Here is a 23,441-nt window from a genome sequence, read left to right as displayed (position 1 = left end):
TCAGGATCGGACCCATGGCGAAGCCGATGAAGACCCCGCCGGCCTATGCGCCGAACAGTGTCGACCATGCCCTCCGGCTGGCGCAGATCCTCCAGCTCGACGGGGCGATCACGGTCTCGGCGGCGGCCGAGCGGCTGGGGGTCGCCCGATCCACGGCCCACCGGCTGCTGACCGCGCTGGTGTACCGCGACTTCGCGGTGCAGGACGAGGACCGGACCTACCGGGTGGGTCCCGTCCTCGCCCTCGCCGAGCGGGCCCAGTCCGATGTCGGCGCGCTCCGCGCGGCGGCCCTCGGGCCGATGCGGGCCCTCGTCGACCGGATCGACGAGACGGCGAACCTCAGCATCCGCACCGGCCGGAACGTCCGGTTCATCGCCTCCGTGGAATGCGCGCAGGCGCTGCGGGTGGGCAGCCGCGAGGGCATGGTCTTCCCGGCGCACCAGGCCACCGGCGGCCTGGTCGCGCTGGCGGCGCTCTCGGACGAGGAACTCGATCTCCTGTACGCCGCCGACGATCGGAGCGACCCCGCCGAGGAGCTGCCGGACCTGGCGAGGCTCCGCCGCGAACTCCGGTCGGTACGGCACAGCGGCGTGGCGCTCAACCTTGAGCGCACCGAGCGGGGTGTGGTCGCGGTGGGGTGCCCGGTGCGGGACCGCGCCGGCGCGACCACCGCGGCGTTGTCGATCTCGATGCCCAGCGTCCGCTACGCCCCGAAGCAGGTCACGCCGCTCATCGCCGCGATCACGGCCGCGGCCGACGCGATCACCCGCGCCCTCTGAGGCGCCCGGTTCAACGGAGGAGGTCGCGCCGGCGCAGTGTGCTGCCGAGCGCAGCCGCCGCCGCGCGCACCGCCGTCACGTGTCCCTCGGGCCGGAACCTGTGGCTGGGCCCGGCCACGCTGATCGCGGCGAGCGGCTCGTCGCCGCGCCCCAGCACCGGCGCGGCGACGCACACGAGCCCGACGGCCGACTCCTCCTGCTCGAACGCGACGCCGGTCTCGGTGACGCGCTGCAGCTGGCGCCGGAGGATGCCCGGCGCGACGACGGTGTGCGGCGTGCGCCGCTCGAGCGGCCCGGACAGCACCTCGCGCCGCAGGCCGGCGCCGGCGTACGCGAGCAGCGCCTTGCCGATCGCGGTGCAGTGCAGCGGCATCCGCCCACCGGTGCGCGAGGGCGCCTTGGCCTGACGGTGGCCGCCGATCTTGGCGACGTAGACGACGTCGTGGCCCTCCCGCACCCCGAGATGGACGGTCTCGTGGGTGCGTTCGTAAAGGTCCTGGAGGAACGGCATCGCCACCTCGAGCAGGCTGCGCTCCAGCGACGCGAGCATGCCGAGCTCGAAGAGGCCGCCACTGAGCCGATAGCCGCCGTCGACCCGTTCGAGCAGGCGGTTGGCGACCAGGTCGCCGGACAGCCGGTGCACGGTCGCCTTGTGGAGGCCGGTGCGCCGCACCAGCTCGGCGAGGCTGACCGCCCGGTCCTCGGCCCGGAAGGCGCGCAGGATCGTCACCGCCTTGCCCAGCACGGTGTCGAGGTCAGCCGGTCCTGTCACGCCCGCAGCGTATCGCTGAACGAGACGAAGTGCTGGTTCGGCGCCCGCCCCCGGCCACACAGTGGGGGGTGTGACCGAAACCACCGGGCTCGCCACCGCGAGCCAGTCCGACATCGCCGCCGCGGCCGAGCGGCTCGCCGGGGCGTCCGCGTCCGGCGTGCCCTGCGCGCCCGTGCGGGACCTGATCGGCCGGGACGACCTGGCCGCCGCGTACGCCGTCCAGGCGGCGCTCACCGGGCGCCGCCTCGCCGCCGGCGCCCGGATCGTCGGCCGCAAGATCGGCCTGACCTCGGAGGCCGTGCAACGGCAGCTCGGCGTCGACCAGCCCGACCTCGGCGCCCTCTTCGACGACATGGCGTACGCCGACGGGGACGCGATCCCGGTCGGGCGGATCCTCCAGCCGCGGATCGAGGCGGAGATCGCGTTCGTGCTCCGTGCCGACCTCACCGACGGCCCGCTCGACGCGGCGCAGGTCCGGGACGCGATCGAGTACGCCGTCGCCGCGCTCGAGATCTGCGGCAGCCGGGTCGCCGGGTGGGACATCAGCTTCGGCGACACGGTCGCCGACAACGCCTCCTCGGGTGCCTACGTGCTCGGGACGGAGCGCCGCACCCTCGACGAGTTCGAGCCGGTGGACGTCGTGATGTCGATGAGCGTCGACGGCGAGGAGGTCTCCACCGGGACCGGCGCGGCCTGCCTCGGCGACCCGATCGAGGCGGTCGTGTGGCTGGCCCGCATGGCCCGCGACCTGGGCGAGCCGCTGCGCGCGGGGCAGGTCGTCCTCTCGGGCGCCCTCGGCCCGATGCGACCGGTCGCCGCCGGCGAGACCGTCACCGCCACCCTGTCCGGCCTCGGCGCCGTGCGGGTCCGCTTCAGCGAAGGAGCAGCGTCGTGAGTAAGACGAAAGTCGCGATCATCGGGTCGGGCAACATCGGCACCGACCTGATGATCAAGGTGTTGCGCGGGGCGCGGCACCTCGAGATGGGAGCCATGGTCGGCATCGACCCCGCGTCCGACGGCCTGGCCCGCGCCGCCCGGCTCGGCGTCCCGACCACGCATGAGGGCGTCGACGGACTGATCGCGCTGCCGGGCTTCGACGAGATCGGCATCGTCTTCGACGCGACCTCCGCCAAGGCGCACGAGGTGAACGCGGCGAAGCTGACCCCGCTCGGGAAGCGGCTGATCGACCTGACCCCGGCGGCGATCGGGCCCTACGTGATCCCCGCGGTCAACCTCGACGAGCACCTCGACGCGCCCAACGTCAACATGGTCACCTGCGGTGGCCAGGCCACCATCCCGATCGTCGCCGCGGTCGGCCGGGTGGTGCCGGTCGAGTTCGCCGAGATCGTCGCGTCGATCGCGTCGAAGTCGGCCGGCCCGGGCACCCGCGCCAACATCGACGAGTTCACCGAGACGACCTCGGCCGCCATCGAGCAGGTCGGCGGGGCGCGCCGCGGCAAGGCGATCATCATCCTCAACCCCGCCGAGCCGCCGATGATCATGCGGGACACGGTCTTCTGCCTCGTCACGGCGCCGGACCCGGCCGCACGCGAGGAGATCCGGCGGTCGGTCGAGAAGATGGTCGCCGACGTCGCCGCCTACGTCCCCGGCTACCGGCTCAAGCAGCAGGTGCAGATCACCGAGATCCCCGCCGACCAGCCGGTCGGGACGCTCCTCGCCGACGGCGCTTCCCGGCCCACCCACCAGGTGTCGGTCTTCCTCGAGGTCGAGGGCGCCGCGCACTACCTCCCGGCCTACGCCGGCAACCTCGACATCATGACCTCCGCCGCCCTGCGGGTGGCGGAGCGCATCGCGGCAGGGAAGGCGGGCCTCTGATGGGCACTCCGATCTTCGTCCAGGACGTCACACTGCGCGACGGGATGCACGCCCTACGCCATCGGATCACCCCGGAGGACGTCAAGCGCATCGTCACCGCGCTCGACCGGGCCGGTGTCGACGCGATCGAGATCGCGCACGGCGACGGCCTCGCCGGAGGGTCGCTCAACTACGGCCCCGGGTCGCACACGGACTGGGAGTGGATCGAAGCCGCGGCGTCGGTGCTGGTGAACGCCCGCCTCACCACGCTGCTGCTGCCGGGTGTCGGCACCGTCCACGAGCTGAAGCGCGCCCACGACCTCGGCGTACGCTCCGTCCGGGTCGCCACGCACTGCACCGAGGCCGACATCTCCGCGCAGCACATCGCCGCCGCGCGCGACCTCGGCATGGACGTGTCCGGCTTCCTGATGCTCTCCCACATGGCCCCGCCGGAGGAACTGGCCCGGCAGGCGAAGCTGATGGAGTCCTACGGCGCGCACTGCGTCTACGTCACCGACTCCGGCGGCCGGCTCACGATGAACGACGTGGCCGCGCGGGTCCGCGCGTACCGCGACGTCCTCGACGCCGGGACCGAGATCGGCATCCACGCGCACGAGAACCTCTCACTGTCGGTCGCCAACTCCGTCGTCGCGGTCGAGAACGGCGTCTACCGGGTCGACGCGTCGCTGGCCGGTCACGGCGCGGGCGCGGGCAACTGCCCGCTGGAGGCGTTCATCGCGGTCGCGGACCTCTCGGACTTCGAGCACCGATGCGACCTGTTCCAGCTCCAGGACGCCGCGGACGACATCGTCCGCCCGCTGCAGGACCGTCCGGTGCGGGTCGACCGGGAGACCCTCACCCTGGGGTACGCCGGCGTCTACTCGTCGTTCCTCCGCCACGCGGAGACCGCCGCCGCGCGGTACGGCGTCGACGTCCGCGACATCCTCATGGAGTGCGGCCGCCGCCGGCTCGTGGGCGGGCAGGAGGACATGATCGTCGACATCGCGCTCACGATCGTCGCCGAGCGCGAGAAGCGGACCGCCTGACCGTCGCGCCGGCCCGAGACCCGCCTCAGCGGCCGGCGATCAGCGCCTCGCCGATCGCCACCATGGCGTCGGCGAGCTGCTCCATGAACTCGGAGATCGGCTTGCCGTCCTCCGACTGGAGTGAGACGAACGCGCCGTCGAATCCGGCCATGCCGAAGTGGGCGAGGGCGTCCGCGACCGTGTTCGCGGCGTCCTCGCCCTCGCTCATGAACGACGAGCGGATCATGTGCCGCATGTGGTCGCGGCCCTCTTCGCGGACCGCGATCACGGTCCGCATCGCCTCCGGCGCCTCGGCGGCCTCGTTGCTCATCACCAGCACCAGCAGCAGGCGGAGGAACTCCTCCCGGTGCACGAAGACCTCGCCCGTCTTCTGCAGGTACCACCCCAGACGCTCGCGGGGGGTGCCGTCCGCCGGCGGGTTCCGCTGAGCCTCGCGCATGGCGTCGTAGAAGCCCTGCGCCCCCTGGGCCATGACGGCCGAGAGCAGCCCCGCCTTGGACTCGAAGTGGTGGTAGAAGGCGCTCTTCGGCAGGCCCGTCTCCTTCACGAGCGTCGAGATCGACGTACCGGCGTAGCCGCGCACGGACATCACCCGGGCGGCCGCGTCGAGGATCTCCTGCCGCGACCGGCGGCCCCGGCGGTTTCCGGTTTGCGCCTCCGGCGCGGGCTTCTCCACCCGCCGAATTCTAGAGACCCGGAGATGGCGGCCCATCTTCACGGCCCGGCCGCGGTGCGCATCTCCGTTCGCGATGACCCTTGACATGCCGCCGTGGCTGGTTGTTACTCTCCTCACGCCTGGACCGAACGTTCGGTCCAAAAGTGTCGCATGGGGCACGAGCGGCCGAGAACGGAGTCAGCGCATGACCGAGAGCTACGACGCGGACGTCGCGATCGTCGGATACGGCCCGACCGGCGTGATCGCCGCACTCACCCTCGCCAGGTACGGCGTCTCCGCCGTCGCCCTCGAACGGGACAAGGACATCTATTCCCGGGCCCGGGCCGTGACCGTCAACGACTGGACGATGCGGATCTTCCAGGACCTCGGCGTCGACGAGCGGATCGACAAGAAGATCGACCCTCAGCGGGCCCTGCGCTGGGTGACCTACGCCGGCACGGAGATCATGCGGATCGAGCACCCGCCCTCGACGCTGGGCCGCAAGCCGCGCTTCTACAACATCTACCAGCCGACGATGGAGGCCGAGCTGCGCGCGGCCGCGCAGGAGTACGGCGACCGCATCGCCGTCCGCTACGGCGCCGAGGTCACGGGGATCGACCAGGACGCCGGCGGCGTCACCGTCACCTCGACGGACACCACGACCGGCGAGACCCGCACCACCCGCGCCCGATACGCGATCGGCGCCGACGGCGGCAGCAGCACGATCCGGGGCGAGGTGGGCTGCCGCCTGCTGGGCGACACCAACGACGTCACGTGGGTGGTCATCGACTGCCGCGTCAAGCGGTGGTGGCCCGACCGGGACTTCCTGACCTTCTGGTCCGACAAGGAGCGACCGGTCGTCGACATCGCGCTCTCCGCCGGCAACCACCGGTGGGAGATCCCGCTCAAACCTGACGAGTCCCCCGAGAACTTCCCGACCGAGGCCGAGGTCTGGCCGCTGCTCAAGGCGATCGGCGTCACCGAGGACGACGTCGAGATCCACCAGCACGCCTTCTACAAGCACCACGTCCGGATGGCCGACACCTGGCGCAAGGGCCGGGTGTTCCTGGCCGGGGACGCGGCCCACCTGATGCCGCCCTGGGCCGGCGCCGGGATGCAGACCGGAATGCGCGACGCCCACAACCTGGGCTGGAAGCTCGCTCGCGTGATCAAGGGCGAGCTGCCCGCGAGCTGGCTGGACACCTACGAGGCGGAGCGGCGCCCGAACGCCGCCTTCTACACCGGGCTCGCGGTCGAACTCGGGCGGGTCATCAAGCAGGAGCTGTCCGAGGAGGAGCAGGCCGCGATGAACGCGGTCCCGCGGGACACGGTCACCCCGTTCGAGCCGCCGCTCACCGCCCCGCCGGTGCTCGAGGGCGGATGGATCAGGGGGCCGCTGGGCGACGCTGCCATTGTCGGCCGGATGGTCCCGCAGCCGACCGCCGGCGACGCCGTCGGCCGGATGGCGCGTCTGGACGACCTCCTCGGCGACGGCTTCGTCCTGCTCGGCGACGACGTCGACCCCGCCACCCTGCTGACGGCGGAGGAGAAGGCGGGCTGGGACGCGCTCGGCGCCCGTTATGTCGCGGTCCGGCCGAAGACGGCGTACACGCAGGGCCCGGACGAACTGGTCGACCTCGACGAGGTCCTCCTGCCGTGGCTGCGCCGGTACGGCGTCCGCGCCGTGGCGCTCCGTCCCGACAAGTTCGTCGCCGCGGCGGACGTCAGCGGCCTCGCCGTGCCCGCCTGAGATCGGTTATCTGAGAGGAGAAGAGGAGAGATGTCCGGAGTCAAGGAGCTCGGGTACGTCGTGTACGAGGTCGGCGACCTCGCCGGCTGGGAGCACTTCGCCGTCGAGCTGCTGGGCATGCGGCTCGGGGAGAAGACCGACGGCGGGTTCACGCTGCGCACCGACGAGAAGGCCCACCGCTGGATCATCACCGGCGGGCCCACCGACGACCTGGTGGCCAGCGGCTACGAGGTCTCGGACGCCGCAACGCTCGACGCGCTGGTCGAGAAGATCCGCGCGGCCGGGGTCGAGGTCACCGAAGGCGACGGCGCCCTCGCCGCCGCCCGCAAGGTGGAGCGGATCTTCGTCACGACGGACCCCATGGGCAACCGGGTCGAGCTGGTCACCGGCCTGGCCGACGCCGCCACGCCGTTCGCGTCCGCGAAGCTGCTCGGCGGTTTCGTGACGGGCGCCGGCGGCGCGGGCCACCAGGTCCTCCTGGCGCACGGTGTCCCGCGCGAGACCTACCTGCACTTCTACGTCGACCTGCTCGGCTTCAAGATCAGCGACCTCATCGTCGAGGAGCTGGCTCCGGGCGTGGTCGCCGACCTGATCTTCCTGCACTGCAACGGCCGGCACCACACCGTGGCCTTCGGTGACCTGCCGTCGCCGAAGAAGACCCATCACTTCATGGTCGAGGTGACCGACGTCCGCGACGTCGGCCTGGCCTACGACCGGTGCATGGACGCCAAGCGGCCGTTCGAGATGACGCTCGGGATGCATCCGAACGACCACATGTTCAGCTTCTACGTCTTCACCCCCTCGGGCTTCAGCGTCGAGTACGGCTGGGGCGGGCTGATCATCGATGACGAGACATGGGAGGTGAAGACGCTCGACAAGCTGCACAGCTGGGGCCACCGTCCCCCGGGCGTCGTCGCCGAGCTGCTGGCCGCCGCGCCCGCGCTGAACGGAGAGGCCAACTGATGACCCTCAACGCCAAGGACATCGCGCGCACCGTCCGGACCGAGGACTGGACGCTCCGCTACTACGAGGCGGGCTCCGGCCACCCGGTCGTGCTGCTGCACGGCAGCGGACCGGGCGCGACGGGGTGGAGCAACTTCGCCGGCAACATCGAGGCGCTGGCCGAGCACTTCCACGTGTACGCCGTCGACATGCCCGGCTGGGGCGAGTCGGACCCGGCGACCGTCGACCGGCTCGACCACGTGAAGGCGGTGATCCAGTTCCTGGACGCCCTCGGCATCGAGAAGGCCGCGTTCGTCGGCAACTCGATGGGCGGCCAGACCTCGCTGCGGCTGGCCACGGAGCACCCCGGCCGGATCTCGCATCTGGTCACCATGGGTCCGCCGGTCGGCCGGATGCCCACGCTCTTCGGTGCCGGTGACGGCCCGTCCGAGGGCCTGAAGGTGCTGATCGAGGCCTACCGCGACGCGAGCCCGGAGAACATGCGCCGGCTCGTCGAGATCATGGTCTACGACAAGGCCCGGTTCGCCACCCCCGAGCTATGCCAGGCGCGTTCGGATGCCGCGCTCGCCCGTCCGGACCACCTGCGCAACTACGTGGACGGCCTGCCGAAGGGCGCCCCGCTGCCGAAGTGGGTCAAGCCGGAGCTGCTGCCGACGATCCAGGTGCCGACCCTGCTCATCCACGGCCGCGACGACCGCGTCGTCTCGTTCGAGACCTCGCTGTACCTGCTGGCGAACATCCCGAGCAGCCGGCTGGTGCTGCTCAACCGCTGCGGGCATTGGGCGATGATCGAGCACGCCGACGAGTTCAACCGGCTGGTCGCGGACTTCATCGCGAACAACTGATCCGGCGGTTTCACGTTCGTTCGGTCGTGGAGCACGGGCGGTGAGGGCGGTCGCCGACTCGCCGTGCTCCGCGACCGAGGCGTGCGCGGCCCATCATCTTTGTGATCTACACCGTAAAGGTGCCGTGCCCTTCGGGGGATGGATCATGCGGACGCCGAGATCCTGCGCGATGTGGGGTCGGTAGGGCGCCCGCACAGCTAGGTGGTGGTGTGCGGTTGTGCCGCCACAGCGCGGCGGCATTGCATGGCCATGCACGAGTATGCATATACTTGTCCCTATGTCCAAGGTCCTCACCTCTCTGCCTGTTGGCGAACGTGTCGGTATCGCCTTCTCCGGCGGCCTCGACACCTCGGTGGCTGTCGCGTGGATGCGGGAGAAGGGTGCCGTGCCGTGCACCTACACCGCTGAAATCGGCCAGTACGACGAGCCCGACATCGCCTCGGTGCCCGGGCGCGCCATCGCGTACGGCGCGGAGATCGCCCGGCTGGTCGACTGCCGCGCGGCCCTTGTCGAGGAGGGGCTCGCCGCCCTGGCCTGCGGAGCGTTCCATATCCGGTCCGGCGGCCGCACCTACTTCAACACCACCCCACTCGGGCGGGCGGTCACGGGCAGCCTGCTGGTGCGCGCGATGCTCGAGGACAACGTGCAGATCTGGGGGGACGGCTCCACCTTCAAGGGCAACGACATCGAGCGGTTCTACCGTTACGGCCTGCTCGCCAACCCCTCCCTGCGGATCTACAAGCCGTGGCTCGACGCCGACTTCGTCAGCGAGCTCGGCGGTCGCAAGGAGATGTCCGAGTGGCTGCTCACTCATGAGCTTCCCTATCGGGACAGCACGGAGAAGGCGTACTCCACCGACGCGAACATCTGGGGCGCGACGCACGAGGCCAAGTCGCTCGAACACCTCGACACGGGCATCGAGAGCGTCGAACCGATCATGGGCGTGCGGTTCTGGGACCCCGCCGTCGAGATCGCCGCCGAGGACGTCACGATCGGCTTCGAGCAGGGACGGCCGGTCACGATCAACGGCAAGGAGTTCACCTCCGCCGTCGACCTGGTGCTGGAGGCCAACGCGATCGGCGGCCGGCACGGTCTGGGCATGTCCGACCAGATCGAGAACAGGATCATCGAGGCCAAGAGCCGGGGCATCTACGAGGCGCCGGGGATGGCGCTGCTGCACGCGGCGTACGAGCGGCTGGTCAACGCGATCCACAACGAGGACACCCTCGCCAGCTACCACAACGAGGGACGCCGGCTGGGCAGGCTGATGTACGAAGGCCGCTGGCTGGACCCGCAGGCGCTGATGCTGCGCGAGTCACTGCAGCGCTGGGTCGGGACGGCGATCACCGGCGAGGTGACCCTGCGCCTGCGGCGCGGTGAGGACTACTCCGTCCTGGACACGTCCGGACCGGCGCTCAGCTACCACCCGGACAAGCTCTCCATGGAGCGGACCGAGGACTCCGCCTTCGGGCCGGTCGACCGAATCGGCCAGCTGACGATGCGCAACCTCGACATCGCCGACTCGCGCGCCAAGCTCGAGCAGTACGCCAGGATCGGCATGGTGGGCAGGGCGCATCCGGTGTTGATCGGTGCCGAACAGGCGGCCTCGACCGGTCTGATCGGCGCGATGCCCGAGGGCGGGGCCGAGGTGATCGCCTCCCGCGGAGAGGTCACCGCCGACGACGAGATGCTCGATCACGCCGCGATGGAGTCCGGCACCGACTGACGGCACCGACTGACGGCCGCGACGGAGACGGCCTCAGCCGGAGTTCCTGCCGGTGAGTTTCACACGCGCACCACGATGGCGAAGGCCGCGGGGGTCGGCGACTCTTTCGCCGGCCCCCGCCGCCGTTGGCGAGCGGTGGCCGCGGCCGGTGCCGTGCTCCACGCAGGACAGGCTGTGGACGTGCCACCGGTCGGCAGGTCGTCTTTCATCGCGTCACTTCGGGATGACTCGGGGGAAATCCGATGGACGAGACGGTCCGGGCGATGCGATAGTCCCGCCGTGACCGCGACCACCACCTTTTCCGCCATTTCGTCCACGCCCACGCCACTGGCCGACGGCCTCGTCCTGCGAGAGGCGCAGCCCGCGGACCTCGACCAGATCGGCGCGCTCCTCGCCGACCGCATGGACGCGGCCGACGCCGTCGACCACCGGCTGGTCGTGACCGACCCCGACGCCGGCTGGTCCGCCTGCGGCGCCGTCGTCGACGGCGACCGGGTCGTCGCCACCGCGACGCTCCTCGACGAAGACGTACGCGTCGGCGGCGTCCACCTGCCCGCCGGCCAGGTCGAACTGGTCTCCGCCGACCGCGAATACGAAGGACGCGGGCTCGTCCGGGCGCTCATGAAATGGGCCCACGACCGATCCGCCGCCCGCGGTCACGTCGTCCAGACGATGATCGGGATCCCGTACTTCTACCGGCTGTTCGGCTACGAGTACGCCATCGACATCCCGCCGGCGCTGACCGTGCGCACCCCGCCGCCCGGCGAGGGAACACCCGCGCTCCGCGCCGCCCGGCCCTCCGACGTCCCCGCCATGGCGGCCCTGCAGGACGCGACCCAGAGCCGGTTCGACGTGGCCATGCCGCACTCGGCGGCGTGCTGGCGATGGCTGCTGGCCCACGAGGCGAGCAACCTCTGGGTCCTTGAGCAGGACGACACGGTCACCGCCGTCGGACGCACCACGCCCCCCGACGACGGGGTGCTCCTGGCCGAGGCCGCCGCACGCGACGAGGCGGCGGCGCGGGACCTGCTCCGCGGCGTCGCCGCCCTGGTGCCCGGCAGTGAGGTGCGGGTCGTTCACCGGGCCGGCACCGTGACCGCCGCCGCCTGGCAGGAGTTCCTCGACCACGAACCGCGTAAGCAGGCGGAGCGGTACTACGTCCGAATCCCCGACGTCGCGGCGCTGCTCGACCGGCTGCGGCCGCTGCTCTGGCACCGGCTCACCGCAGCCGGGATCGATCACACCGGCCGCGACATCGTCATCTCCACCTTCGGCGCCCACTACCGGATCCCGGTCCACGCGGACGGCCTCGGCGAGGTCGTCGCCGGCGGCGCGATGCAGAGTCCCGGAATCGTGGGAGGCGCCGGAGTGGCGCCCGACTACCTGCCCGCCCTGCTGTTCGGTCCGCACGGCATCGAGGGGCTGACCCGTACCCGGCCGGACGTCTACGCCAGGGAGGAGGAGCTGTTCCAGGCGCTCTTCCCGCCGCTCACCGCCGATCTGCTCACCTACTACCTGCCGTACTAGTGTCATGCGCCCGCCGGTCCCGGCGGTTTACTCCCAGCGGAAGAGGCGGGCGGCGGCGACGCCGAACACCACGGCGTACGCGGCCAGCACCGCCAGAGTGGTGAGGGAGGGCGAGCCGCTCGCTGCCGCGTCGTTGAACGCCAGGACGGAGGCGCCCAGCGGAGTGACGTCACCGATCGTGGCGACCGCGGCCGGCATCAACTCCCTGGGCACGTAAAGCCCGGCGAAGAACATGAGCGGGAAGAACAGCGCGCTGCCCATGCTGGTGGCGGCCTTGGTGGTCGACAGCACAGAGGCCAGGAAGAGCCCGATGGCCAGGAGTGTCCCGACGGAGAGCAGGAAGGCGAGCAGGAAGCCGCCGACGTTGGACGGCAACTTGACGCCCCAGAGCAGGCCGGCCGTGCCGAGAACCAGCACAGTGGTGACGATCGCGGTGGTCATCTGCACCACGAGCTGGGCGATCAACACTCGGGCCGGGCCGACGGGCGTGGTCGAGAGCCGGCGCAGGATGCCCTTCTCCCGGTACCCGACCAGGTATCCCGGGGTGATGAAGAGGGCGAGCAGCGCGAAGGACATGACCAGCACGACGGGCGTGTAGTAATCGATGCCGCGCGCGCCGAGCTCCGGGCTGTACTTCCGCGACGACGGGATGCTGCCGATGATCACCACGAGGGCGACCGGGAAGATCAATGTCCAGAAGAACGCGGCGGGGTCGCGCAGGAAGAGCTTGAACTCCACGGCAGTGAGTCGCTTCAGGGCCCGCACTGTCGTCTCCTTACTGGGCGGATGAGGGGGGGCTGAGGCGGATCACTGGGCGGAGTGGTCGAATCGGCGGCCGGTCAGGGCGATGAAGGCATCGTCGAGGCTGGCCTGTTCGGCCCGTAGGTCCATGGCGATGATCTGGTGCTGGACCAGGACCGAGGTGACGGCGTGCACCAGGTTGCCGGTGCCGGTGACCACCACCTGCCGGCCGTGACGTTCGACGGAGGTCACCTCCGGCAGCGCGGTCAGCAGCGTGTCGTCCAGCGCGGAGGCCGGCCGGAAGCGCACCTTCTGCTCGGTGTCCACGTGGGCCACCAGGCCGGTCGGCGTGTCCAGGGCGACGATCTTGCCGCCGTCGATGATGGCCAGCCGATCGCAGAGCCGCTCGGCCTCCTCCATGAAGTGCGTGACCAGCAGGACGGTGATGCCGCGGTCGCGGACCTCCTCGACCAGCTCCCAGGTGTCTCGCCGGGCGGCCGGGTCCAGGCCGGTGGTCAACTCGTCCAGGATGGCGACCTTGGGGGACCCGACCAGGGCGAGGGCGATGGAGAGCCGCTGCTTCTGGCCGCCGGAGAGCTTGTTGAAGGCGCTGTCGGCCTTGTCCTTCAGCCCCACGTCGGTCATCAGCTCGCGCCAGTCGGCCGGGTCGTCGTAGAAGGACGCGTAGAGCTCCATCGCTTCGGCGACGCGCAGCTTGTCGGGCATCTCGCTCTGCTGCAGCTGCATGCCGAGAATGTGGTGCAGCTTGGCGGCGTCGCGCTGGGGATCGAGGCCGTACACCGAGATGCTCCCGCCGTCCGGCTTGCGCAACCCGGCGACGCACTCCACCGTGGTGGTCTTGCCGGCGCCGTTCGGGCCGAGGATGCCGAAGATCTCGCCCTCCTCGACGGTGAAGGACAAGCCGTCCACGACGACCTTCTGGTCGTACTGCTTGCGCAGGTCCGACACGACGATCACTGACACGGTGTTCGTCTCCTTGCCGCTCGGTGCAAGCTCCGGCGATCGGCGGTCACATTGATCATGGCATGCGGCACACACGAAAGTGAACCCAATTGGCATTTCGTCGTGTATTTCCAACACCGGGCATGCTCTGACTGAGGCCGTCTTTGAGTGATCACCCACGGACGGGAACGGGCTCCTGGTAGCTGCGGTGTTGCCTACGCAACTCGGCAGCCAGGAGCCCGTGGTGTCGGTTTACACGCCTGCGGTCTTGGACGCCAGCGGTTGTGCCTCGCCAGGGTGCCGGAGTCATGACCGGAAGCAGTCGTATCCGTCGGATCTGACCGATGCCGAATGGGCATGGGAGGCCGTCGATCGACTCTACGGCGATGCTCATAACCGCAATTCAGCCGGTCCGGATGACGGGAAACGGCCGCTCTTTTTTAAGCGGCAAACTGCGGATCGCTCATTTCATTGGGCATATCTGAAAAAATCTCGGAAAAGATCGTTCCTCACGGGCGCCTCTCATCAGCACGGAGTGGCCGACTGCGGCCAGTCGGGAACTTGCCGTAAGCGGCCTATTTACATCTATTCGCCGACCGGTCACCATATGGCCGTGGCCACAAAGTCACCGGGGTTGTCAGCCAATGCGATTTGGTATCCGCTCGCGTCAAAACGTGAGGAGAGGGCGTCCCGGGTGGCCCAATCATAGAAATTCTGCACGGCCGGCGATCTCAAATTCGGTATGGCATAACGCCACACCAGAAGGAATGACACCGTGAGAATGACGCGAAGATTACGGGCCGCCGTGTGCGTGGTGGTGGCCGGTGCAATGCTGGTGGCCGGGGCAGGGGCGGCGTTCGCCGCGCCCGGAGTCACCCCGGCGGATGTGACGCTGAACCTGGCCCCGGGCGGATCGACGACGATCGCCAAGACCGTGTCCGCTCCGGCGATCCCGCCCAAGCCGGATATCACGTTCCTGATCGACACAACAGGGAGCATGGGCGGGGTCATCTCGAACGTGCGGACCAATGCGAACACCATCTTGTCCAACGTCGCTTCGGCGCAGCCGGACGCGCAGTTCGCGGTTGCCGAGTACAGGGACGTGTCGGCGGACGCGATGTCGTTCCGGGTTGCGCAGAACCTCACCGCCAACCAGACCGACGTCACCAATGGTCTCGACTCGCTGGTCGCGATGGGCGGCGGCGACTTCCCCGAGGACGGCATCAACGGTCTGTTCCAGGTCGCGTCCGGGGAGGTCCACTTTCGGCCGAACAGCTCTCGGGTCGTGTTGCTGATCGGGGACGCCCCCAGCCATGACCCCAGCAACGGCCATACGCTGGCCGATGCGATCGGCGCCCTGCAGGCAGCCGACATCACCGTGCTCGCGTTCGACCTGTCCGGGCTGGACTCGACCGGGCAAGCGACCGCAATCACCAACGCCACGGGTGGACGGCTGTTCTCCGGCATCAACCCCTCGGAGGTCAGCGACACCATCCTGGCGGCCCTGCACAACCTGCCGGTCACGGTCACCCACCAGCTGCGCGACTGCGACCCGAACCTGTCGGTGTCCTTGACCCCGGGCAGTCGGACGGTGACCAGCGGCGATGACGCCACCTTCACTGAGACCGTCTCCGTCGGCGCCGGAGCCATACCGGGAAGCACCATTACCTGCAAGGTGGACTTCCTGCTCAACGGCGTCCTGTCGCCAGGCTTCACTGAAACGATCAGCGAACACGTCCCAAAGGCGACCCCATCGATCGCCACGACGCCATCGGGCCCGGTGCCCGCGGGCGGGAAGGTCTCTGATACAGCGGCCCTGTCCGGCGGGTACCACCCGACGGGCACCGTCACGTTCCAGCTGTTCGAGCCTGGTGACACCGGCTGTGCGACGCCGATCGCCACCCGCACCGACACGCTGTCCGGCAGCGGCACCGCCGCGTCCGGCAACGTGACCATCGGCGCGGCCGGCACCTACCGGTGGGCCGCCACCTACAGCGGCGACGCCCACAACAACTCCGCCACCTCACCGTGCAGCGCCGAACAAGTCACCGTCACGCCGCAGCGGCTGACCGGACGGGCTTACGGCCTGACCGCCGACGCCTCCCTGGCCGGCATCCAACTGGTCAGCATCGCACCCACCCCCGACACCGGCCACATCTCCACCACCTCGACCAGTACCACTTCGGTGCCCTGCACCGCCGCCCTCAGCGGACTGATCATCGCGCACACCCTGTGCGCCAAGGTCGCCACCACCGAATTCCCCGGCAAATCCGTGGCCACCGCCTCTATCGACGACACCACCATCGGGATCACCGGCATCCCGGTGATCACCGTCAAGACCATCAACTCCAGCTCCACCACCACCTGCGCCGCATCCAGCGGAACCACCACGATCGCCTTCCTCAAGGTCGGCAACACGGTGGTCATCGCAGAACCCACCAATATCCAACCCAACACCACGGTCAACGTCGGCGTCGTCAAGCTCGCCCTCAACGAGCAGACCCCATTCACCACCCCCGACACGGGCCTGACCGTCAACGCCGTCCACATCACCGTCGACGCCCTCGGCCTGGCCAAGACCAACGTCGTCCTGGCCTCCTCCGAAAGCGATATCGGCAACTGCCCATAACCCAATCCACCTGAACCCGAAGATGACGGCGGACGACTGGGACGCGGTGCTGGGCGTGCACCTGCGCGGGGCGTTCCTGATGAGCAGGGCGGCGCAGAAGTACATGACCGAGGCCGGATGGGGGCGCATCGTGAACCTGTCCAGCACGTCCGCGCTCGGCAACCGGGGGCAGGCCAACTACACGGCGGCCAAGGCCGGTCTCCAGGGTTTCACCAAGCCACTGGCGATCGAGCTGGGCAGGTTCGGCGTCACCGTGAACGCGATCGCGCCGGGGTTCATCGAGACCGAGATGACGGCCGCCACAGCCGCGCGGGTCGGGGTGCCGTTCGAGGACTTCAAGGCTGCGGCCGCCGCGCAGATCCCGGCCGGCCGGGCCGGCCGTCCCGAGGACATCGCCGCGACGGTGTCGTTCTTCGTCCGCGAGGAGGCCTCGTTCGTCTCCGGACAGGTGATCTACGTCGCGGGCGGGCCCTGCGACTGACGGCGTAGACGGCGAGGAGGCGCGTACGAGGACGATCGGCGGAGAGCGCGCCTCCGCCTGGTCGAAGGAGGTCAGCATGTGGACCTTCGTGCCGGTCCCGACGGTTTTCCGATCGAGGACGACCGGCCCGCGGCCACCGCTCCCGCGGCTTTACGCCAGGCCCTGACCGGCGCAGAGGAGAAGGCCGGGCAGCCGTCCCCCAGGATGAGGGGCCGGGCGGGTCAGGAGCGGCGGCCGAACCAGCGGCGCGCCTTCGCAGGCTTGGCGGCCTCCCCGGTCCTCGTTCCCACCCCGGCCGTGGCCTTGGCGAAGCCGGCCTGCGGCTGGACGGTCGGGGCGCAGGTGTCCAGGGGGACCGGGTCGCCCATGGTGACCACGATCTTGCGGGGCCCCTTGAAGGACTCGCGGGCGTGGGCGGCGAGGATGTTGTCGACGATCAGAATGTCACCCGGCCGCCATGTCTCCCTGACCGTCGCCTGGCAGTAGGCCGCGTCGATGGTCTCCACGTCCTCCCTGGAGATCGGCTCGCCGTCGCCGTAGGCGGTGTTGAAAGGCAGGTTGTCGTGGCCCAGGTCCTCCAGGAACACCTCACGGATCTCCGGGTCGAGCGCCCACTCGTTCCAGAAGACCGTGTGGTTGAACCAGACCTCCTCGCCGGTTCCGGGGTGGCGGATGGTCGCCGAGCGGCGCTGCACGGTGCGCAGCTGGTCGCCGCCGACCCACTCGTGGGCGATGTGGTTCTCCGCGCAGTAGGCGGCGACCTCGTCCCTGTCCTCGGTGCCGAATGCGGTGCGCCAGCCGAGGCTGATGTGGTCGCCGTAGTTGCGCACCAGGGACCAGCCGTGCGCGCGGAACCGGTCGGCCAGCGGCTGCGGGATGCTTCTCAGCACCTTGCGCACGTCGGTCACCGGGGTCGCGCCCCCCTCGTCGGGGGCGATCAGGCAGCCGAACATCAGCAGCCCGGGGAAGCTGAGCGCGTAGCTGTTCTCGTTGTGCGGGCGGATCGTCTGGGACGGCGGTAGGTCGGTGGAGGAGTAGATGTCCTTGCCGAAGTGGCTGCGCGGGGTGGCCTTCTCGACATATCCGGCGAGTTTGGCGATCAGGGCGTCGCGTACCTCGGCGAAGTCCTCCACGCCCTTCACCGGCAGCCCTCGCAGGTAGAGGGCGCCGTGCTCGTCCAGGCCCGCACGGATGGCCTCACGGTTCTCCCGCAGCCAGTCGCAGGTCTCGCCCAGGTCCGAGCCCTGGGCGTCGGCCGCGGCGGGCCTGCCCTCCCTGACCTCCCAGGCGATGGTGGTGGTGTTCACGATGCGTGGGTCCTTTCCAGCTCTTCGATGCCGATGAGGTCGTCGGGCTTGGCGTCGGGCACCTCGTCGTCGAAGCGCGCCAGGGTTCCGATCCGGGTGGCGGCGAGCACCAGCAGCGCCATGCCGAGCCCGCACAGCAGGTAGAGAAGCCCGATCCCGCGCCCCGGCCCGGTGCCGATGACCGCGCCGAGGGTGTCCGCGAGCGGGCCGCCCACGGCCAGCAGCGGATCGAGGAGCGGGCCGGCGAGGGGGGCGATGACGCCGAAGCCGAGCGGTACGGTGGCTGCGGCGATCATGGTGTTGACCGCGATGATCCGCCCCTGGAAGCGGTGCGGCACCTTCACCTGGATGATCGTCATGATCGTGCCGTTGATCAGGGCCAGCGCGAAGGACATGCCGAAGGCGCCGACGCCGATCAGCCAGAGGCTGGGCCGCAGCCCGGTCAGCACGCCGGCGACCGCCATCAGCATCGTCGCGGCGATCGCGCCGCGCAGCCTGCGGTGGGTCGGGCCGCCCCACAGGCTCATGACGACGCCGCCGGTGATCGCGCCCGCCCCGGCCGCGACCGCGACCGCGCCGGCCGCCTGAAGCGGGGCGAAGGAGAGGACGAGCGGCGAGACCATGACGAACATGGGAGCCAGGAAGAGGTTCACGCCGGCGAAGAAGAACAGCATGCCGCGGAAGCTCCGGTGTCCCAGCGAGAAGCGGAAGCCGCCTGCGATCTCGGCCGAGATCGGCTCACGGCGGCGCAGCCCCAGCGTGGTGGGGAACTTGACGAACAGGACCACGACGATGGCGAAGGTGTAGGCCGCCACCTGGATGGTCAGGATGCCCTCCAGCCCGATCGCGGCGAGTAGGCCGACCGCGATGAGGGGGACCAGGAACTGGGCGGTGCCGATCGCGAGCTGCACGATGCCGTTGGCGTGCCCGAGGTAGCGCTTGGGCACCAGCTGCGGGATCGACGCCTGGTAGGCGAGCCGCTGGAACGTCACGGAGACCGAGACGACGGCTATCAGCGCGTAGAGCGGGCCGACCGAGAGCCGGTCGGTCAGCAGCAGCGCGAGCATCACCGCCTGTGTGACTCCCGACACCAGGTCGCCGGCGATCATCACCCGCCGCCGGTCGTAGCGGTCGACCACCGCGCCCGCCAGCGGGGCCACGATGATGCCCGGCACCAGGGCGAGCAGGGCGATGAGCCCGAAGTGGGCCAGTGACCCGGTGACCGTGTAGATCCAGATCGGCACCGCGAACTCGGTGAGGGCCGACCCGGTGAGCGAGACGAGCTGCCCCAGCGCGACGGGCAGGAACCGGCGCATGCTCGGCTCGCGCTCCTCCCGCACGGCCCGCCGCTCCACGCTGTCCTGGAGCCACCAGGTGCCGCCCGCCTCGCGCGAGTGCGCCTCCCGCCAGGCCGCGTCGGCGGTGTGGGTGCCGGTGAGGATCTGGGCGAGCTCGTCGGCGCGATACTTGGGGAAGAAGTGCCCGGCCTCGTCGATGACGACCAGCGACGAGGAGTCGGACAGGAAGCACCACTCCTTGAAGCGCTCCTGGTAGAACTCGGTGCTCGGGTCGCGCTCGCCGACGACCGAGATGATCGGCGCTCTCAGCCGGGGCTGCTCGGTCCCCAGGATCCGGGTGAAGTACTCCTCGGCCATCCGGCCGTCCCGGCGCATCAGCTCGACGGTGAAGGCCACCTGCTCCTCGTCGAGGCCCGTCATGTCGCCGCCGAGCGCGCGCAGCTCGGCCGCGATCGTGCGGGTGCCGTACAGCCGGTCACTGATCAGTTTGCTCAGCGGGCCGAGGAAGCGGCCCCGGGGCCGGGCGAAGGGGAAGATGCCGCCCAGGTAGAGGGCATCCAGCTCGCGTCCCGACGCCTCCATGCGCCGGGCCAGCTCCACGGCCAGCGCGCTGCCGGGGGCGCAGTGCCCGTAGATCACGATCGGGCCCCGGAGATGCTCGGCGATCTCCTCGACGCAGAGCCCCGCCACCTCCTCGAAGGAGAGCTGTTCCTCCTCGCCCGGCTCACGTCCGGGGGCGGCGACCGCGTAGAGGGAGTAGCCGGCGGGCATCGCGTCGGCGAGCGTCTGGTAGACGACCGCGTTGGCGCCGCCGTACGGCACGCAGATGACGGAGCCGACCCGGTCCTTCGGATCGATCGGGCGGGTCAGCTCGGCCAGCATCCGGCGGGGGGCGGCTGTCTCGCCCTGGCGTTCGGTGGCGAGCCTGGCGAGCTCGGCGACCGTGGGGTGCTGGAACATCTCCAGCACGCCGATCGGCGGCCTGCTCTCGGGGAAGGCCTTGCGCATTCTCGCCACGACCTGGGTGGCCAGCAGCGAGTGGCCGCCGAGGTCGAAGAAGTTGTCGCCGGTGCCGATCCGTTCGAGGTCGAGGACACCCGCCCAGATCGCGGCGATGGCCTCCTCGGTCGGGTCGGCCGGGGCGGTGTAGCCGGGCCGCTGGTCCAGCCGCTCGGGTTCGGGGTCCGGCAGCGCCCTGCGGTCCACCTTGCCGTGGGCCTGGAGCGGGAAGCGGTCGAGCCAGGCGAAACGCCCGGGGACCATGTAGTCGGGCAGCCGGTCGAGCAGGTGCGCCCGCAGCTCGGACACCGGGGCCTCCTGCGCGCCCGGCTCCTTCTCCAGCCAGGCGACGAGGTGGTCGCCGCGCAGGTCCACGACGCCCTGGACGACTCCGGGGAGCGTGCCGAGCGCGGCCTCGACCTCGCCGAGTTCCACCCGGTAGCCGCGGATCTTCACCTGGTGGTCGGTGCGGCCGAGGAATTCCAGCCGCCCGTCGTCGAGCCTGCGGACCAGGTCGCCCGTGCGGTACATGCGTGCTCCGGCCGCGCCGTACGGGTCGGCGACGAAGCGCTCGGCGGTCAGTGCGGGGCGGCCGAGATAGCCGCGGGCCATGGTGTCGCCGCCGATGTAGAGCTCGCCCGCGACACCCGGCGGCACCAGGCGCAGCACCTGGTCCAGCACGTAGACGCGGGCGTCGGGGAGCGGGCGGCCGATGGGCCAGGCCGTACCGGCCGCGGGCGCCTGGGGGTCCACCCGCTCGGTGGTCACCGCGACGACCGTCTCGGTGGGGCCGTAGCTGTTGAAGATCGCGCAGCCCGCGCGGGAGGCCAGATCGCGGACCCAGGCGGTCGGCGACGCCTCGCCGGCCAGGACGAGCGCCCGGCGCGGCAGCAGCCGCTCGGGCTCCACCTCCGCGCCCAGTGCGGCGAGGTGAGAGGGCGTCATCTTCAGGTAGTCGAGGCGCGGCACGGCGTCGGCCAGCTCGGGCGCGGAGCCGCGGCGGGGCAGCTGGTGGAGGGTGCCGCCGTTGGTGAGCGGCAGGTAGAACATCAGCATGCTGAAGTCGAAGGCGAGCGACTGGAGCAGCCCGAAGGCGGCGTCGGGCACGATGTCGTATTCCTCGCGGATGTACTCCAGGTAGGCCACGATGTGCCGGTGCTGGACGCCGACGCCCTTGGGCCGCCCGGTGGTGCCGGAGGTGTAGATCACGTAGGCGAGGTCGCCGGGGCCGGCGAGCGGTTCCAGCGGCGAGTCGTCGCCTTCGTCGGCCAGCCGGTCCAGCTCGACGACCGTGCCGGTGAAACCGGCCGCCCGGTCGCGCAGCGCCGAATCGGTGATCAGCACGACGGCCGACGAGTCGGCGAGCAGGAACTCCAGCCGGTCACGCGGCTGCTCGGGGTCGAGCGGCAGGTAGGCGCCGCCCGCCTTGAGCACCGCGAGGATCGCGACCGCGGCGTCCACGGTCCCGTCCAGGCAGATCGCGACGCGCGCGTCGGGGCCGACGCCGGAGTCCCGCAAGTGCCTGGCCAGCCGGTTGGCCCGGCGGTGCAGCTCGGCGAAGGTGAGCGAGCGCTCCCCGGCGACGAGGGCGACCGCGTCCGGGGTCCGCGCCGCCTGGGCCTCGGCCATCTCGCCGAGCGTGCGGTGCGCGGGCCGCCAGGTGCGGGTGCCCGCCCAGTCGCCGAGTAGCGACTCGCGCTCCTCCTCGCCGAGCAGCGACACCTCGGACAGGCGGTGGTCGTGGTCGGCGACGGCACCTTGGAGGAAGAGCCGCATCGAGCGCTCGATGCGCTCGACGGACGCGGGCTCGAACAGGTCGGTGCGGTAGGTGAAGAAGCCGCTCAACCCTTCGTCGGTCTCGTTGACGTACAGCGCCAGGTCGAACTGGGTGACCGCGAGCGGCGGATCGAACGGGCTGATGTCCAGCCCGGCCACGGTCGTGGCGCGGACCGCCTGGTCGGCGAGCGCGAAAGTCGCCTGGAAGATCGCCGAACGGCTGGGGTCCCGCTCCACCCGCAGGTCGTTGACGAGCCGATGGAAGGGATGGTCCTGGTGCGCGAGCGCGCCGAGCACGGTCTCCCTGGTGCGGAGCAGGTGTTGGGCGACGGTCGGGTCGTCGCTGGTACGGCTGCGCAGGGTCACCATGTTGACGAAGGCGCCGACCACACCCTCCAGCTCCTGGTAGGGCCGTCCGGCCACCGGTGAGCCCACCGCGAAGTCGTCCTGGCCCGCGTGCCGGGCGAGCACCGCCTGGTATGCCGCGAGCAGGGTCATGTAGAGCGTGGCGGTGTGTGCCCTGCCGAGGGCGCGCACGGCCCCGGTCAGCTCGGCGTCCCAGGTGAAGGCGTGGACAGCGCCGTCGAAACGCTGCTCGGCCGGGCGCGGCCGGTCGGTGGGCAGCTCCAGGTCGGGCAGCCCGGCGAGCTGCTCGCGCCAGAAGGCGGCGTCGGGCTCGACGGCGGGCCCCGCCAGCCGCGCCTGCTCCCAGGCGGCGAAGTCGCCGAACTGGACGGCCGGTTCGGGCAGCGCCGCGGGCGTGCCCTCGCGGAGTCCGCCGTACAGCTTGAGCAGCTCGTCGACCATGATCTCCAGCGACTGGCCGTCGCTTACGATGTGGTGGACGACGAGCAGGAGCACGTGGTCGTCCGGCCCGATGCGGATCAGCGACGCCCGCAGCAGCGCGTCGGCCGCCAGGTCGAACGGCCGGATCAACTCCTCGCCGACGATCTCGGCCGCCCGCTCGGGGGTCTCCGATTCGGTGATCTTCAGCGTGACGGGCCCAGGCTCGTCGACGACGACCCTCGGCTGCCCGTCCTGGGTGGTGGGGAACCGTGTCCGCAGGGCCTCGTGCCTGGTCACCAGCGCCGTCAGCGCCTCTTCCAGCAGTGTGACCTCCAGTTCGCCCCTCAGGCGCATGGCCACTGGGAGCGTGTAGGCGACGTTCCCCGGAGCGAACTGCTCCATGAACCACAACCGCTCCTGCCCGCTGGACGGCGGCGGCTCGGTCCCCGCGGCGCGGGGCTGGACGGTGGTGCTCGCCGCTCGCCCGCGCAGTCGCTGCGACAGGAGGGCGCGTTTGTCGGCCGTGAGAGCGACGGCGCGCTCCGACAGCTGCTCGGTCATCCGGGACTTCTTCCATTCATGA

Annotated in this window: 16 protein-coding genes and 1 pseudogene; 11 read left to right on the top strand and 6 right to left on the bottom strand. The window is 70.6% G+C overall.

All coding sequences use genetic code 11. From position 1 onward, the window contains the following. Positions 1-14 precede the first annotated feature (14 nt). The gene (locus AWQ71_RS17620) at positions 15-779 is read left to right on the top strand and encodes an IclR family transcriptional regulator (protein ID WP_067134499.1); all 765 of its coding nucleotides are present in this window, start codon (positions 15-17) and stop codon (positions 777-779) included. A 10-nt stretch (positions 780-789) separates the two neighbouring features. Here the strand turns inward: AWQ71_RS17620 and AWQ71_RS17615 are convergent, their stop codons facing one another. Beyond that, positions 790-1,551, bottom strand: a complete 762-nt coding sequence (locus tag AWQ71_RS17615) for an IclR family transcriptional regulator (protein WP_067134498.1) — start codon at positions 1,549-1,551, stop codon at positions 790-792. Positions 1,552-1,621: 70 nt separating this feature from the next. Between AWQ71_RS17615 and AWQ71_RS17610 the strand changes: the two genes are divergently transcribed. From AWQ71_RS17610 to dmpG, 3 genes are read left to right on the top strand one after another with little or no spacing between them, the layout of a single operon-like run. After that, positions 1,622-2,446 carry a 2-keto-4-pentenoate hydratase gene (locus tag AWQ71_RS17610; RefSeq protein ID WP_067134800.1) on the top strand — a complete coding sequence of 275 codons (825 nt, stop codon included), beginning with the start codon at positions 1,622-1,624 and terminating at the stop codon, positions 2,444-2,446. Further along, positions 2,443-3,387, top strand: coding sequence for an acetaldehyde dehydrogenase (acetylating) (locus AWQ71_RS17605; protein ID WP_067134495.1), 945 nt, complete (start codon positions 2,443-2,445; stop codon positions 3,385-3,387). The genes AWQ71_RS17610 and AWQ71_RS17605 overlap by 4 nt, the downstream gene beginning before the upstream one ends. Next, complete coding sequence (gene dmpG, locus AWQ71_RS17600) at positions 3,387-4,412, top strand: 4-hydroxy-2-oxovalerate aldolase (RefSeq protein WP_067134493.1); 1,026 nt, start codon at positions 3,387-3,389, stop codon at positions 4,410-4,412. The genes AWQ71_RS17605 and dmpG overlap by 1 nt, the downstream gene beginning before the upstream one ends. 25 nt (positions 4,413-4,437) lie before the next feature. On the opposite strand, the gene AWQ71_RS17595 is transcribed toward dmpG, so the two are convergent. Next, a complete protein-coding gene (locus AWQ71_RS17595; protein ID WP_218001832.1) occupies positions 4,438-5,088 on the bottom strand; it encodes a TetR/AcrR family transcriptional regulator in 651 nt (216 codons plus the stop codon). A 184-nt stretch (positions 5,089-5,272) separates the two neighbouring features. Here AWQ71_RS17595 and AWQ71_RS17590 point away from each other — a divergent pair, with 184 nt between their 5' ends. From AWQ71_RS17590 to AWQ71_RS17570, 5 genes are all read left to right on the top strand, one after another. Further along, entirely contained in the window at positions 5,273-6,817 is a 1,545-nt protein-coding gene (locus AWQ71_RS17590) for a bifunctional 3-(3-hydroxy-phenyl)propionate/3-hydroxycinnamic acid hydroxylase (protein ID WP_067134491.1), read from the top strand. A 30-nt stretch (positions 6,818-6,847) separates the two neighbouring features. Beyond that, entirely contained in the window at positions 6,848-7,780 is a 933-nt protein-coding gene (locus AWQ71_RS17585) for a VOC family protein (RefSeq protein ID WP_067134489.1), read from the top strand. Next, entirely contained in the window at positions 7,780-8,625 is an 846-nt protein-coding gene (locus AWQ71_RS17580; RefSeq protein ID WP_067134487.1) for an alpha/beta fold hydrolase, read from the top strand. The genes AWQ71_RS17585 and AWQ71_RS17580 overlap by 1 nt, the downstream gene beginning before the upstream one ends. Before the next feature lie 277 nt (positions 8,626-8,902). Beyond that, positions 8,903-10,351 carry an argininosuccinate synthase gene (gene argG, locus AWQ71_RS17575; RefSeq protein ID WP_067134486.1) on the top strand — a complete coding sequence of 483 codons (1,449 nt, stop codon included), beginning with the start codon at positions 8,903-8,905 and terminating at the stop codon, positions 10,349-10,351. A 279-nt stretch (positions 10,352-10,630) separates the two neighbouring features. Then, positions 10,631-11,878, top strand: coding sequence for a GNAT family N-acetyltransferase (locus AWQ71_RS17570; protein WP_245658343.1), 1,248 nt, complete (start codon positions 10,631-10,633; stop codon positions 11,876-11,878). Between the two features lie 27 nt (positions 11,879-11,905). Here AWQ71_RS17570 and AWQ71_RS17565 read toward each other — a convergent pair whose 3' ends face one another. Together AWQ71_RS17565 and AWQ71_RS17560 are read right to left on the bottom strand one after the other, a co-directional pair. Continuing rightward, positions 11,906-12,643: an ABC transporter permease gene (locus AWQ71_RS17565; protein WP_218001831.1), complete on the bottom strand. Its 738-nt coding sequence runs from the start codon at positions 12,641-12,643 to the stop codon at positions 11,906-11,908. Positions 12,644-12,685: 42 nt separating this feature from the next. Then, entirely contained in the window at positions 12,686-13,603 is a 918-nt protein-coding gene (locus AWQ71_RS17560; protein ID WP_067134485.1) for an ABC transporter ATP-binding protein, read from the bottom strand. Between the two features lie 760 nt (positions 13,604-14,363). Between AWQ71_RS17560 and AWQ71_RS44415 the strand changes: the two genes are divergently transcribed. Continuing rightward, complete coding sequence (locus tag AWQ71_RS44415; RefSeq protein WP_084258993.1) at positions 14,364-16,211, top strand: vWA domain-containing protein; 1,848 nt, start codon at positions 14,364-14,366, stop codon at positions 16,209-16,211. A 19-nt stretch (positions 16,212-16,230) separates the two neighbouring features. Next, a pseudogene (locus tag AWQ71_RS17550) lies at positions 16,231-16,692 on the top strand (SDR family oxidoreductase); the annotation flags it as partial. A 221-nt stretch (positions 16,693-16,913) separates the two neighbouring features. On the opposite strand, the gene AWQ71_RS17545 reads toward AWQ71_RS17550, so the two are convergent. Beyond that, a complete protein-coding gene (locus AWQ71_RS17545) occupies positions 16,914-17,999 on the bottom strand; it encodes a TauD/TfdA family dioxygenase (protein WP_067134483.1) in 1,086 nt (361 codons plus the stop codon). After that, complete coding sequence (locus AWQ71_RS17540) at positions 17,996-23,419, bottom strand: non-ribosomal peptide synthetase/MFS transporter (RefSeq protein ID WP_067134481.1); 5,424 nt, start codon at positions 23,417-23,419, stop codon at positions 17,996-17,998. Before AWQ71_RS17540 ends, AWQ71_RS17545 begins: the two co-directional genes overlap by 4 nt. Between the last annotated feature and the right edge of the window lie 22 nt (positions 23,420-23,441).

This window comes from Microtetraspora malaysiensis, assembly GCF_001528665.1.
Classification (GTDB): domain Bacteria; phylum Actinomycetota; class Actinomycetes; order Streptosporangiales; family Streptosporangiaceae; genus Microtetraspora_A; species Microtetraspora_A malaysiensis.
This window is presented reverse-complemented; position numbering and strand designations above follow the sequence as displayed.

Coding starts and splice junctions, on each gene's coding strand:
- AWQ71_RS17585 (WP_067134489.1), top strand. CDS start 6,848: ATGTCCGGAGTCAAGGAGCTCGGGTACGTCGTGTACGAGGTCGGCGAC.
- AWQ71_RS17620 (WP_067134499.1), top strand. CDS start 15: ATGGCGAAGCCGATGAAGACCCCGCCGGCCTATGCGCCGAACAGTGTC.
- AWQ71_RS17590 (WP_067134491.1), top strand. CDS start 5,273: ATGACCGAGAGCTACGACGCGGACGTCGCGATCGTCGGATACGGCCCG.
- AWQ71_RS44415 (WP_084258993.1), top strand. CDS start 14,364: ATGACGCGAAGATTACGGGCCGCCGTGTGCGTGGTGGTGGCCGGTGCA.
- AWQ71_RS17580 (WP_067134487.1), top strand. CDS start 7,780: ATGACCCTCAACGCCAAGGACATCGCGCGCACCGTCCGGACCGAGGAC.
- argG (WP_067134486.1), top strand. CDS start 8,903: ATGTCCAAGGTCCTCACCTCTCTGCCTGTTGGCGAACGTGTCGGTATC.
- dmpG (WP_067134493.1), top strand. CDS start 3,387: ATGGGCACTCCGATCTTCGTCCAGGACGTCACACTGCGCGACGGGATG.
- AWQ71_RS17540 (WP_067134481.1), bottom strand. CDS start 23,419: ATGACCGAGCAGCTGTCGGAGCGCGCCGTCGCTCTCACGGCCGACAAA.